This window comes from Streptomyces wedmorensis, assembly GCF_000716445.1.
GTDB classification, from domain to species: Bacteria; Actinomycetota; Actinomycetes; order Streptomycetales; family Streptomycetaceae; genus Streptomyces; species Streptomyces wedmorensis.
In genome coordinates this window covers 151,922-163,924 of the sequence record NZ_JNWK01000009.1, presented here as the reverse complement: position 1 = coordinate 163,924, position 12,003 = coordinate 151,922, and the positions used below count along the sequence as shown (strand labels likewise).

Sequence of the window (12,003 nt, the reverse complement as noted above, 5' to 3'; positions counted from 1 at the left end):
TCCGGTCCTCGACCGTCCCACCCAGGAGTTCGTGGATCGGTGCTCCCTCTCTTTGGCGCCGTACCCTCTCGAACCGCCGCCTGAGCGGGCGGACTCCGATCTCGACGAGAACGGCACGTTCACAGAGTGGTTCGCGCTGCCTGGCGGCGCCACCGGTCACGTAGAGGTAGAGGTGATCAGGCCCGTGGGTGTCACGGGGCCGATGCCCGTCGTCCTGTTCCTGCACGGCCTGGGCGGCGTCCTGGAGGATGCCGGTGCCCGTACGTCGCCTCGGGCGCCCCACACCGGGCGCCTGGTGCACGCGTTCACGCTGGGCACGGACGCGGCCGTCGTCCTGGTCCACCACGCGAGCGCACCCCAGGCTCCGTACCCGGTCGCCCTCGAGCAGTGCTACGCCGTCGCGAGATGGCTCGCGGAGCGGGGTGGCGAGATCGGGCTGGACGGAAGCCGGATGGCCGCCGTGGGCTATTCGACGGGCGGCAATCTGGTGGCGGCGCTGACCCTCCTCGCGAAGGAACGGGGCGAGGTGCGGCTGGTACAGCAGGTGCTGCTGTGTCCCGTCACGGATGCCGGACTCGACACGCCCTCCCACCGGGAGTTCGCCGAGGGTTACGGCGTCGGTCGCGACGCCCTGCTCCGGTTCTGGGACCGGTACGTCCCCGATGTGCGGCGGCGCGGCCTGGCCACCGCCTCGCCGTTACGGGCGACGCCGGAGCAACTCGCCGGCCTCCCGCCCGCTCTGGTGGTCACCGGTGAAGCCGACGTCGTCCGGGACGAGGGCGAGGCGTACGCGGCCAAGCTCCGCGCGGCAGGCGTGGAGGTGGTCGCGGTGCGGTACCTGGGCACGATCCACGGTTTCATGGTCCTCGACCAGCTCCATCACACGAACTCCGCCCGGGCCGCGCTCACCCAGACACTCGACATCGTGCACACGGCTCTGCACAGCCGTCGCGGCCGGCCCCGCTGAAGCCGTCGCCCGGCCCGAGCGGGTCGCGCGCACCCGTTGCACCACGACCAGCGTCACCCACGTCGACGGCTGAGCGTCAAGCGCCGTCTCTCGCTCGGAAGGGGCTCATTCGGGGCACTGACGCCTTGCCCGTGTTGGAGACCCGGCCACCGGTCCAGGGGACCGAGATCCATTCCGTCTCGTCGGGCGGTGTGACGCGCAGAGCTTCGGGGGTCACGGTGGTGACACCGGTGAGGGCCGGGTTGGCGTACGTCAACGCCGACCAGGCGCTGGCACCAGGAGCGAGCGTCACGATCTGCCGCTCCTCACCGGCAGCCCGTTCAGGATCCGGTGTGACCGCCTCGCCTTCGCCGTTGACGAACGCCACACCGGGGAAGCCGTGGATCGTGCAGGGCCGGCGGGAGGCATTGGTCAGCACGAGGGCGAAGTTCGACTGACCGGCTCCAGGGCGGTCGGGGCCGAGGGACGCCTTCAGTTCGGAGGTGTGGCAGCGGTGCCCTGTCGCAGGTGAGGCAGGGCTCGCCGACGCCGTACCGGCTCCATGGGACGGAATCGAGGCCGGTTCCCCGGATGCGCCGGAGCCGCCGTCGTGGGCAGCCCCGGGAACGGTGGGGCTCGCATGGGGCGACGAAGTGCCGACCGGGGGCGGGCTGCCCGCCGCCGCGCCGTCGGTGTTCCGACCGACGCAGCCGGCCAGCAAGGCGCATCCGAGAAGGACGCCGGGGAGGAGCGGTCTGTGGGTCATATCGCTTTCCAAGGGGAATGGTGCCGCAGCGCGCGTACGCGCGCTGCGGGGGGGGCGTCAGTCGAACCGGAGGTCGGAGAGCTGACGCTCCAGCGCGGTCACTTCGTCCTCGGGCGCCTCCGCCTCCGCGGGCGGACGGGCGGCCATCAGCACGGCGAGCTCGGCGCCCGCCCTCCGTATGCGGGCGGGCAGGCCGTCGGTGTACTCGTCGCCGCCGGCCCCCCAGTCCTCCGAGGCCGCGTAGACCGCGGTGGGCACCACGGCCGCCCTCAGGTAGGCGAAGAGCGGCCGCAGGGCGTGCTCCAGGACCAGCGAGTGGCGGGCCGTGCCGCCGGTCGCCGCGACGAGGACCGGCTTGCCCGTCAGGGCGGCCGGATCGATCAGGTCGAAGAAGGACTTGAACAGCCCGCTGTAGGAGGCGGTGAACACGGGGGTCACGGCGATCAGGCCGTCCGCTCCCGTCACCGTGTCGATGGCGGAGGCGAGTTGCGACGCGGGAAACCCGGTCACGAGGTTGTTGGCGACAGCCAGGGCGAGCTCACGGAGCTCGATGACCTCCACCTCCACCTCGTGCCCCTGGGTGCCGAGGTCGTCGCGGACGGACTCGGCGAGACGGTCGGCGAGCAGACGGGTGGAGGACGGGGTGCTCAGCCCCGCGGACACGGCGACCAGCTTCATGCCACGGCCCCTTCCCGGGCTGCGCGCAGGGACTCGTGGGTGGGGGCGTCCGGCACGTCGGCCGGGCGTCCGACGGCGAACTCCTTCCGCAGCACGGGCACGACTTCCTCACCGAGGATGTCGAGCTGTTCCAGAACGGTCTTCAGCGACAGGCCGGCGTGGTCCATCAGGAACAGCTGCCGCTGGTAGTCGCCGACCGTCTCCCTGAAGGACAGCGTCCGCTCGATCACCTGCTGGGGGGAGCCGACCGTCAGCGGGGTCTGCTCGGTGAACTCCTCCAGCGACGGGCCGTGCCCGTAGACCGGCGCGTTGTCGAAGTACGGGCGGAACTCCCGTACCGCGTCCTGGGAGTTCTTCCGCATGAAGACCTGCCCCCCGAGGCCGACGATGGCGTCCTCCGCCCGACCGTGGCCGTGGAACGCGTACCGCCGCCGGTACAGCTGGACCATCCGTCTGGTGTGGTCGGCCGGCCAGAAGATGTTGTTGTGGAAGAAGCCGTCGCCGTAGAAGGCGGCCTGCTCGGCGATCTCCGGAGACCGGATCGAGCCGTGCCAGACGAACGGCGGGACCCCGTCCAGCGGACGCGGCGTGGACGTGAACCCCTGCAGCGGAGTGCGGAACTTGCCCTCCCAGTCCACGACGTCCTCGCGCCACAGCCGGCGCAACAGCGCGTAGTTCTCCCTCGCGAGGTTGACGCCCTGCCGGATGTCCTGCCCGAACCAGGGGTAGACCGGCCCAGTGTTGCCGCGGCCCATCATCAGGTCCACACGCCCGTCGGCCACGTGCTGGAGCATCCCGTAGTCCTCGGCGATCTTCACCGGGTCGTTGGTGGTGATCAGCGTCGTGGCGGTGGACAGGATCAGCTTCTCGGTGCGGGCGGCGATGTACCCGAGCATCGTGGTGGGCGAGGATGGCACGAACGGTGGATTGTGGTGCTCGCCGGTCGCGAACACGTCGAGTCCGACCTCCTCCGCCTTCAGCGCGATGGCGATCATCGCCTTGATGCGCTCCCGCTCCGAAGGGGTACGACCGTTGGTCGGGTCGGGGGTCGCGTCCCCCACGGAAAAGACTCCGAACTGCATATACGCCTCTTTACTCGTAAACAGGTACTGGTTCCCGAAATCTAGGCTCTTCCAGGTGGCCGTCATGCTCCCGCGCGCAAGGGGTCTTGTCCCTCAGCGCCCGGCCCGGACCTCGGTGGGGACCGCCCGCGGAAAAGGCAACTGCCCGTCCGGACGACCGGACGGGCAGGGGCGCATGCGGGCCCTCCCTCTCGTTGGAAAGGGCGACGGACCGATGGTGGCTACTTCCGCAGGAAGGCCAGGAGAGCCTCGTTGACCTCTTCCGCGTGGGTCCACAGCAGGCCGTGCGGGGCGCCCTCGATCTCGACGTAGTCGGCGGAGGGGAGCGCCTTGTGGAAGGGGCGCGCGGTGCCCTCGGCGGGCAGGATGCGGTCGGCCGTGCCGTGCAGGATCAGGGCGGGTACGTCGACGGCCGGGATGTCGGCGCGGAAGTCGGTGTACCAGGTCGAAGGGGCGGCGGACGCGGCGAAGAAGCCGCCGCCGGCCGCGGTGTTCCAGCTGTTGCGGACGGCCTCCTCACTGATCCGGGAGCCCAGGTTCTCGTCGAGGTTGTAGAAGTCGTTGAAGAAGGCCGTGTAGTAGGCGTAGCGGTCGGCCTTGACGGCGGCGACGATTCCGTCGAAGAACTCCTTCGGGGCGACGCCGGCCGGGTTGTCCTCGGACTTGAGCAGGCAGGGCTCCAGGGAGGCCAGGAAGGCGACCTTGGCGACGCGGGCGGAGCCGTACGTGGACACGTAGCGGGCGACCTCTCCGGTGCCCATGGAGAAGCCGACGAGAACGACGTCGTTCAGGTCGAGGGTCTCCAGCACGGTGTTCAGGTCGGCCGCGAAGGTGTCGTAGTCGTAGCCGGTCGTCGGCTGGGAGGACTGCCCGAAGCCGCGGCGGTCGTACGTGATCACGCGGTAGCCGGCGTCGAGCAGAGCGGCGCTCTGGCGCTCCCAGGAGTGCCCGTCGAGCGGGAAGCCGTGGATGAGGACGACCGGCTGCCCGGCGCCGTGGTCCTCGTAGTAGAGGTCGATGGCGGTGGTGTTCTCCTGGCCCACGCTGATGTACGGCATGGCTTGTCTCCTCGATGCGAATCGCTGCGAAATGGCTGGTCCGCACCTCGGTGCGGTACGGAACGCCTTCACGCTACGGCCGGGGAAGCGCCTCCTCTTGTCGCGCCACGCACTGCGTCTTGCGCATGAGTGCAGCGTTCCGCCGCATGCTGGGCGTGCCGGACAGCGACTGCTCTCCATGTGCTGCCACGGGACGATCCACGGCTTCATGGTGCTCGATCCGCTCCGCGACACGGTCGCCGCCCACGCCGCTCTCGTCCGGGCCCTGGACACCGTGCGCGTCGCCTGCACCGGCACCGCGGCGGAGTCTCCGGCGCCCCGGTGGGCCGTTCACTCGGCGGGGAGCGTGTCCAGGAGCTTCTGTGCGGCCTTCAGCTCCTTGTCGTCGGCCGCGTCGCCGAGAGCGAGGGCCTGGTGCAGGCAGTAGCGGGCTTCCTCGGTCTCTCCTAGTTCGATCAGGGCCTCAGCCAGATGGAGGAGCTGCTCGGCCTCCCTGTGGAATATGCCGATGCGACTCGACTCCGCCTGGGCACGGCGAAAATGGTCGGCGGCCTCCCGCCACTGCCCCAGCGCGGCGTAGTCGAGACCGAGTGCCTGGGTCGCGTGGGTACGGAATATGTCGGCGACGTGCCCGCTCACCGGACAGTCGGGCGCATCGAGGAAGGTGATGATGCGCTGGTGCTGGGTCAGGGCTTCCTCGGCGCGGCCGAGGAGGCGCAAGGAGGTTCCGTAGAGGCGCGTGGCTTGGGGCCAGACCTCGTGATGACCGGTGTCTTCCGACAGGCGGACGGAGGCGAGAGATCTGTCCGCGACCGCCTGGGCCTCCCCGAGTTGAAAGTGCGCGCTTGCCCCGAGCATGAGTGCCGAGGTCTGCTGGTGGACGTCCTGTGCGCGGCGGGCGTGTTCCAGCGCCTCGTCGGCCCATTCGATGGCCTCGCGGAAACGGCGCTCGCACGTGTTCAGGGCCCAGGAGTAGCAGTTGAGATGGAAGGCCCGCATGTACGGGTCGTCAAGTGCGGCAGCGGACTCGGCGGCCAACCAGAAGACTTCGGGCCAGTGCCCCCAGTAGACCCACAGGTCACAGAACCACTCCATGGCATGGGCGGTCTCCACGACCTGGGTGTGCTCACCCCGGTGGGCGGCGCCGCGCAGCGCCGCGAGCCAGGAGGGGGCTTCGATCTGAAGCCAGGAACGGGCCTCTTCGGCGCTCTCCAGCGGGACCAGGGCCTGCCAGGACACCGGACGCGCCTCGTGCTTGGGCTTGTACCAGCGGCCGGCGACCACCGCCGTCTCCAGCAGCCAGGCGCGCAGCCGGTCGTCGGCCGCTTCCCGCTCGCCGGGTTCCTCCTCGCGGGAGAGCCGGGCGCGGGCGAACAGCCGCAGCAGGTCGTGCAACTGGTAGCGGCCGGTGAAGGTGGCCTGCAGCAGCCCGGCCTCGACCAGCTCCTCCATCACGTCCTCGGCCTCGAAGATGTCTGTCGCGGTCAGAGCGGCGCCATAGGCAGCGGTCATGTCCGGGCCTGGCACCAGACTCAGCAGCCGCAGCATCCGCGCGGCCTGGCCGGTCAGCTGACGGTAGGACAGTTCGAAGGCCGCCTCTACCCGCACGTCGCCGGCGGCGAGCGCGCCCAGTCGGCGTTCTTCGTCGGCAAGGCGCCGGACCAGGTGGTCAACGGTCCATCCAGAACGGACTGTCAGCCAGTTTCCCGCCACCCGCAAGGCCAACGGCAGTCGCCCGCACAGCTCCGCCACCTGCGCCACGGCCTCGGCTTCCGCATCCGCCCGCTCCTCGCCCAGGATCCGGCGCAGCAGATCGACTGCCTCGTCCTGCGGCATCTCCGACAGCGCCAGTCGGTCGACGTCCTCAAGGCCGGTCAAGGGCCGTCGGCTGGTGACCAGCACCAGACTCCGCCCGCCCTCGGGCAGCAGCGCACGGACCTGCCCCTCGTCGCGGGCGTTGTCCAAGACCACCAGGCACCGGCGGTCACCCAGCAGCGCCCGCAGCAGCCCCGCGCGGCCCTGTGCGTCCTCGCACACCAGCCTGCGGTCCGACACGCCAAGGGCCTTCAGTAGCTTCAGCAGCGCCTCGCCCGTATCCACGGGGCCATCCACCCCGTGCAGGTCCACCACGAATCGCCCGTCGGGGAACTCCTCCGCCAGATCCGCCGCCGCCTTCAGCGCCAGCGTCGTCTTCCCGCACCCCGGAGGACCCGAGACGACCCACACCGACAGCTCCCCGCCGGCACGGGCCCGCTTCGCGGCCTCCCGCAACAGGGCCAACTCCGGTTCACGCCCCGTGAAGTCCCCCACCGATCGCGGCGGCACTACCGTCCCCGCCACCGCGACCGCGCGCGTCGGACGCGCCGCCCGCCCCGCGGCCAGCAGCGCCTCCCGTTCCGCGTCCGCGAGCCCAAGACCCTCCGCCAGCGCCACGACCGTGCGCCGCTGCGGAACCCGACTGCGCCCCCGCTCCATGTCGCCGATGGCGCGGACACTCACACCCGATGCCTCGGCCAGCTCCTCCATCGTCAAACGGCCTTGCTGCCGCAGACCACGCAGAACGGCCCCGAACGACCTTTCCTCGAACACAACTCCTCTTTCCTCCCACCCCGAGGAAAGAATACGTCGTGTCAATTCGGGCAAAGCCGCAGGTCGGCGGCGTCAAACGCCGTGCCGGGCCCACCCTGAAGGGTGGACCCGGCACGGGCTGTGGGTCAGTGGGCGGTGGACCGGACCGCCTCCTGGATCAGTTCGGCCACGGCCTTGGGCTGGGAGAGCATGACCAGGTGCGAGGAGTCGACCTCGACGGTGGTCATGCCGGCCCGCTCGTAGCCGTAGCGCTCCACGTCGGGGTTGATGGTCCGGTCGGAGGTGGCGACCAGGCCCCACGAGGGCTTGTTCTTCCACGCCGCGACCGGCGCCACCTCCGCGAAGGCCCGTGCGGCCAGGGGGCGCTGGGAGACGGCGAGCACGGCGGCGAGCTCGGGGTCGACGTCCGCCGCGAAGAGAGCGGGGAACTTCTCGACCTCCACCGAGACGTCCGTGCCGGTCTCGGTGGAGCCCGCCACGGGGAACGGGGTGTAGACGAGCGCGTCGGCGAGGCCGGAGTCGGGGAAGCGACCCTGCAGCTCGCCCAGGCTCTCGCCCTCCTCCAGCGCGTATCCCGCGAGGTACACCAGTGCGCGGACGTTGTCCTCCGCGCCGGCGAGGGTGATGACGGCGCCGCCGTAGGAGTGCCCCACCAGGATCACGGGGCCGTCGACGGCACGGATCACCGAGGCGATGTACGCGGCGTCGTCGACCAGGCTGCGGTTGGGCACCGCCGGAGCCACCACCTTCAGGCCGGCAGCGGTCAGTTCGGGGATGACACGGGCGTAGCTGGAGGCATCGGCGAAAGCGCCGTGGACCAGCACGACGGTGGGACGGGCGTGTCGGGACATCGGAGAACTCCTCGGTGGACGGGGCGTGGCGGGGGTGATGAAGGCGGAATCGTGGTGCTTCAGAGCCCGAAGCGGGCGCGGCGCGCCTCGGGCACCAGGTCGGCGTACTCCGGGTGCTTGCCGATCCATCCCCGGATGAAGGGGCAGTACGGCAGGACGCGCAGCCCGCGGGCGCGGGCGTCGTCGAGGGCCCCGCGGGCGAGCAGTCCGCCCAGGCCCTGGCCGGCGAACCGGCTGTCGATCTCGGTGTGGATGAAGGCGATCTCGCCCTCCGAGAGGTGGTACTCGGCGAAGCCCGCGGTCTCGGTGCCGTCGTCGCCGGCGAGGATCTCGTACCGGGACTTTTCAGGCCGGTCCGTCACCTGCGGTTCCATGGGTGCTCCTGTGCGGTCGTGGTGTGACGGGATCGGTGGACGTGATCAGAGCGTGCGGCGCACGCCTGCCTGGCGTTCCAGGTTGCGGAGCTGGACGGCCAGGTCGCCTTCCACGGCGAGGTGGGCGGGGCCGCTGCGGCCGATGGGCAGGACCTGCTCGCTGCGCATGTCCTCCAGCATCAGGGCGAACGCCGTGTACATCGCGACGAGCGCCACCGCGAGGCCGAGCGCACCGGACGTGCGCGTCAGCCATTCGGCTCCGGTGATGCCCGCGAGTCCGGTGGCGGCCCAGCGGGGCAGGGAGACCGCGAGGACGAGCCACAGCGCGCGCTTGGGCCGGGTCACCGCGGTCATCAGCGCTCCGAAGCAGAGGAGCGCCAGGTTGAACACACCGAGGACCTGAAGGCCGTCGGCGGCGCCGCTGAGCATGACGAGCGAGTAGGGCAGCCAGCTGCCGGCGAACACCGCCATCAGCGTCGCCGCGATCACGTCCCGGGCGCCGAAGGCCAGGATGCTCACCAGGAGTTGGAGGACGAAGGCCGGCAGCACGCAGAAGGCGACGGCGGCGCGGGCCTCCTCCCCGAAGATCCCGAGCTGGAGGCAGCCCGTCATCACAGAGGCGATGGCTATCGTGAAGAAGCCGAGCGGCATGGGTGAGGCGATGGGGCGCAGGTTGATCCGGGTCATCGACCGGAGGTCCGGTTCGAAGCGGCGTCCCGGGGGAACGTCCGGCGGCGTTGCCGGGGTGTCACCGCCGTCGGCGGCAGGGGAGGCTGCGGTCATCGGGTGGTTCTCTCTTTCAGTGCTCGAAGCAGGGGTCGACGAAGGACGGCGTCGTCTCGGGAACAGAGCCGCGCGCGACGCGCCACCGGCGGTGCTGCTCGGACTCGGCGACGGCCTCGGCCACGAGCGACGCCTGGCGGGCACCCGACTGGTAGCCGCCGAAGTGGGCCACCGGGCTCCATAGGGGGCTGACCGGTGGGACGGCCTCGTCGAGTCCCTCGTACTCCGCGCTCGCGTAGACGACGCGGCCGCCGACGGCAGTGAGGACGGACTCGATGTCGGGGATGGCGTCCTCGGGCACGGTGAGGTAGTCGTCGGACAGGATCGCGAGGTCGCCGTAAGAGCCTTCTCGCAGGGTTCCCTTGACGTCCTGCTCCCCGGTGAGCCGTGCTCCGCCCCGGGTGTAGAGGCCGAGGGCGGTCTCCCTGTCGATCAGGTTCCCCGCCGGGGTGAGCGCGGTGCCGCCGACGGTGCGTCCGGTCACCAGCCAGTGGAGTGCGACCCACGGGTTGTACGAGGAGACGCGGGTGGCGTCGGTTCCGGCGGCGACGGTCAGGCCCCGGTCGAGCATGGCGCGGACCGGCGGGGCGTGGGCGGCGGCCTCGGCGCCGTAGCGGTCACGGAAAGCGGTGCCCTGGAAGGACATGCGGTTCTGGACGGATACGGCGCCTCCGAGGGCGGCGATCCGGTCCAGGCTGTCGGCCGAGACGGTCTCGGCGTGGTCGAAGAGCCAGCGGTTGCCGCCGGGGAAGAGTCCTTCCGCCGCGAGCTTCTCGAAGACGGTCAGGTCGCGGCGGATCGTCTCGTCGTAGGTCGCGTGGAGCCGGAAGCCCCAGCCGTTCTCCATCAGGAGCCGGACGGCCTGCTCGAACTCGGCCTCGTACCCGGCGGCGAGCTCGGGGCGGGGCTCGGAGAAGTTCTCGAAGTCGGCGGCGGCCCAGGTCAGGTTCTCACCCGCGCCGTTCAGCCGGAGCCACTCGTCGCCGTCCCCGGGCTTGACCATCTCGGTCCAGCGCTTGAGGTCGGCGAGCTCCTGCCCGGCCGTCTGCGGGAAGAGGTGGTAGGCGATCCGCAGGGTCAGCTCCCCCGCCCTGGCGAGGTCGACGACCGTGGCGTAGTTGTCGGGGAAGTTCTGGAACCCGCCGGCGGCGTCGACCGCGGACGTCAGGCCGAAGCGGTTCAGCTCGCGCAGGAAGTGCCGCGTCGACGTCCGCTTGTCGGCCTCGTCGAGGGCCGGTGCCTTGGCCAGGGTCGAGTAGAGGACGAGAGCGCTCGGCGCCGCGAGGAGGACCCCGTTGGGTTCGCCGTCCCTGCCCCGTACGATCTGGCCGCCCCGCGGATCGGGGGTGTCGCGGGTGAATCCGGCGGCCCGTACCGCGGCCCGGTTCATCAGGGCGGACTGGTACAGGTGCAGGACGAACACCGGGGTGTCGGGGGCGGCGGCGTTCAGCTCGGCGACGGTCGGCATCCTGCGTTCGGCGAACTGTTCGGCGGTCCAGCCGCCCACGACCCGGATCCACTGCCCCTTGGGCGTACGGCCGGCCTGCTCGCGCAGCATGGCGAGCGCGTGGCGGAGGCTGCGCACGCCGTCCCAGCGCAGCTCCAGGACATAGTTCAGGCCGCCCCTGATGACGTGCAGGTGCGAGTCGTTCAGGCCGGGGATGACCCGGCGGCCGAGGGCGTCGACGACCTTGGTCCCCGGCCCGACGAGGTGGGCGAGGTCGTGGTCGTCGCCGAGGGCCGCGACCCGGCCGTCGCGGATCGCGACGGCGCGGGCCTCGGGACGGACGGGGTCGCCGGTGAACACCTTCGCGTTGCGGACGAGGAGGTCGGCCTGTATGTGTTCCTGCCGCGGTGCGGGAACGATGCCCGCCACGGGCATGCTCGTCGACGGCCCGGTCATGCGAGGGCCTTGCGCAGGGTGTCGACGGCGAGACCGATGGCGAGTTCCGCGCCCTGCGTCTCGCGCAGCGCGTTCAGCATGACGAAGTCGTGAATGACGCCCTGCACGCGAAGGGCGGTGACGGGGACTCCGGAAGCGCGGAGCTTCGCTGCGTACGCCTCGCCCTCGTCGCGCAGGACGTCGGCCTCCGCGGTGATGACCAGGGCGGGCGGCAAGCCCGTGAGCTGCGCGGTGGTGGCACGCAGCGGCGAGGCGGTGATCTGCGCACGCTCGGCCTCCTCGGTCGTGTACTGGTCCCAGAACCACTTCATGGCTTCGCGGCGCAGGAAGTAGCCCTCGGCGAAGGCGTGGTACGAGTCCGTGTCGAAGCTCGCGTCGGTGACCGGGTAGAAGAGGACCTGGTGGGTGAGGCGGACGTCGCCGCGCTGCTTGGCCATGAGGGTGAGGGCGGCGGTCATGTTGCCGCCGACCGAATCGCCCGCGACGGCGATCCGGGTGCCGTCGAGGTCCTTGTGGTGTCCCTCGCGGGCGATCCACTGGGCGACGCTGTAGTTCTGCTCGATGGCGACGGGGTAGCGGGCCTCGGGCGAGAGGTCGTACTCGGGGAAGACGACGGCCGCACGGGTGCCGACGGCGAGTTCCCGGACGAGCCGGTCGTGGGTATGGGCGTTGCCGAAGACCCAGCCTGCGCCGTGGATGTAGAGGATGACGGGGAGCGGGCCGGTGGCGCCGCGCGGGCGGACGATGCGGGCGCGGACGTCACCGGTCGGGCCGCCGTGGACGGTGACCCATTCTTCGTCGACGGCGGGCAGGGGGACGCCTTCACCGCTCTGAACGCCGTCCACGGCCTTGCGGCCGTCCGCGACGGGGATCTGGTACAGGTACGGCGGCTGGGCGGTGGCGTCGGCGAAGGCCTGGGCGGCGGGTTCGAGAGTCGGTGTGTTCGGCATGAGGGTTCTCCTTCGTAGGACGT

At 70.9% G+C, this 12,003-nt stretch carries 11 protein-coding genes; 1 reads left to right on the top strand and 10 read right to left on the bottom strand.

Annotated elements, in window-relative coordinates:
* Positions 1-184 precede the first annotated feature (184 nt).
* Positions 185-967, top strand: a complete 783-nt coding sequence (locus OO54_RS10240; RefSeq protein WP_157856451.1) for an alpha/beta hydrolase — start codon at positions 185-187, stop codon at positions 965-967.
* Positions 968-1,043: 76 nt separating this feature from the next.
* Here OO54_RS10240 and OO54_RS10235 read toward each other — a convergent pair whose 3' ends face one another.
* The 10 genes from OO54_RS10235 to OO54_RS10190 all read right to left on the bottom strand — a co-directional run bounded on the left by OO54_RS10235 (position 1,044) and on the right by OO54_RS10190 (position 11,980).
* On the bottom strand, positions 1,044-1,712 hold the full coding sequence (locus tag OO54_RS10235; RefSeq protein ID WP_033202524.1) for a DUF4232 domain-containing protein: 669 nt from the start codon (positions 1,710-1,712) through the stop codon (positions 1,044-1,046).
* Between the two features lie 57 nt (positions 1,713-1,769).
* Entirely contained in the window at positions 1,770-2,390 is a 621-nt protein-coding gene (locus OO54_RS10230; RefSeq protein WP_033202523.1) for an FMN reductase, read from the bottom strand.
* Complete coding sequence (locus OO54_RS10225) at positions 2,387-3,472, bottom strand: LLM class flavin-dependent oxidoreductase (RefSeq protein WP_033202522.1); 1,086 nt, start codon at positions 3,470-3,472, stop codon at positions 2,387-2,389. Before OO54_RS10225 ends, OO54_RS10230 begins: the two co-directional genes overlap by 4 nt.
* Before the next feature lie 221 nt (positions 3,473-3,693).
* Positions 3,694-4,530, bottom strand: a complete 837-nt coding sequence (locus tag OO54_RS10220; protein WP_033202521.1) for an alpha/beta fold hydrolase — start codon at positions 4,528-4,530, stop codon at positions 3,694-3,696.
* A gap of 330 nt (positions 4,531-4,860) precedes the next feature.
* Entirely contained in the window at positions 4,861-7,119 is a 2,259-nt protein-coding gene (locus tag OO54_RS10215; RefSeq protein WP_033202520.1) for a helix-turn-helix domain-containing protein, read from the bottom strand.
* A 125-nt stretch (positions 7,120-7,244) separates the two neighbouring features.
* Positions 7,245-7,970, bottom strand: coding sequence for an alpha/beta fold hydrolase (locus OO54_RS10210; protein ID WP_033202519.1), 726 nt, complete (start codon positions 7,968-7,970; stop codon positions 7,245-7,247).
* Positions 7,971-8,029: 59 nt separating this feature from the next.
* The gene (locus OO54_RS10205; protein WP_033202518.1) at positions 8,030-8,344 is read right to left on the bottom strand and encodes a GNAT family N-acetyltransferase; all 315 of its coding nucleotides are present in this window, start codon (positions 8,342-8,344) and stop codon (positions 8,030-8,032) included.
* A 45-nt stretch (positions 8,345-8,389) separates the two neighbouring features.
* Positions 8,390-9,127 (bottom strand): GPR1/FUN34/YaaH family transporter, encoded by a 738-nt coding sequence (locus OO54_RS10200; RefSeq protein WP_033202517.1) that lies wholly within the window; start codon positions 9,125-9,127, stop codon positions 8,390-8,392.
* Positions 9,128-9,143: 16 nt separating this feature from the next.
* Positions 9,144-11,030: an amidohydrolase gene (locus OO54_RS10195; RefSeq protein ID WP_033202516.1), complete on the bottom strand. Its 1,887-nt coding sequence runs from the start codon at positions 11,028-11,030 to the stop codon at positions 9,144-9,146.
* Positions 11,027-11,980: an alpha/beta hydrolase gene (locus tag OO54_RS10190; RefSeq protein ID WP_033202515.1), complete on the bottom strand. Its 954-nt coding sequence runs from the start codon at positions 11,978-11,980 to the stop codon at positions 11,027-11,029. Before OO54_RS10190 ends, OO54_RS10195 begins: the two co-directional genes overlap by 4 nt.
* Positions 11,981-12,003: the final 23 nt, after the last annotated feature.

Coding starts and splice junctions, on each gene's coding strand:
- OO54_RS10235 (WP_033202524.1), bottom strand. CDS start 1,712: ATGACCCACAGACCGCTCCTCCCCGGCGTCCTTCTCGGATGCGCCTTG.
- OO54_RS10230 (WP_033202523.1), bottom strand. CDS start 2,390: ATGAAGCTGGTCGCCGTGTCCGCGGGGCTGAGCACCCCGTCCTCCACC.
- OO54_RS10225 (WP_033202522.1), bottom strand. CDS start 3,472: ATGCAGTTCGGAGTCTTTTCCGTGGGGGACGCGACCCCCGACCCGACC.
- OO54_RS10220 (WP_033202521.1), bottom strand. CDS start 4,530: ATGCCGTACATCAGCGTGGGCCAGGAGAACACCACCGCCATCGACCTC.
- OO54_RS10210 (WP_033202519.1), bottom strand. CDS start 7,970: ATGTCCCGACACGCCCGTCCCACCGTCGTGCTGGTCCACGGCGCTTTC.
- OO54_RS10205 (WP_033202518.1), bottom strand. CDS start 8,344: ATGGAACCGCAGGTGACGGACCGGCCTGAAAAGTCCCGGTACGAGATC.
- OO54_RS10200 (WP_033202517.1), bottom strand. CDS start 9,127: ATGACCGCAGCCTCCCCTGCCGCCGACGGCGGTGACACCCCGGCAACG.
- OO54_RS10195 (WP_033202516.1), bottom strand. CDS start 11,030: ATGACCGGGCCGTCGACGAGCATGCCCGTGGCGGGCATCGTTCCCGCA.
- OO54_RS10190 (WP_033202515.1), bottom strand. CDS start 11,980: ATGCCGAACACACCGACTCTCGAACCCGCCGCCCAGGCCTTCGCCGAC.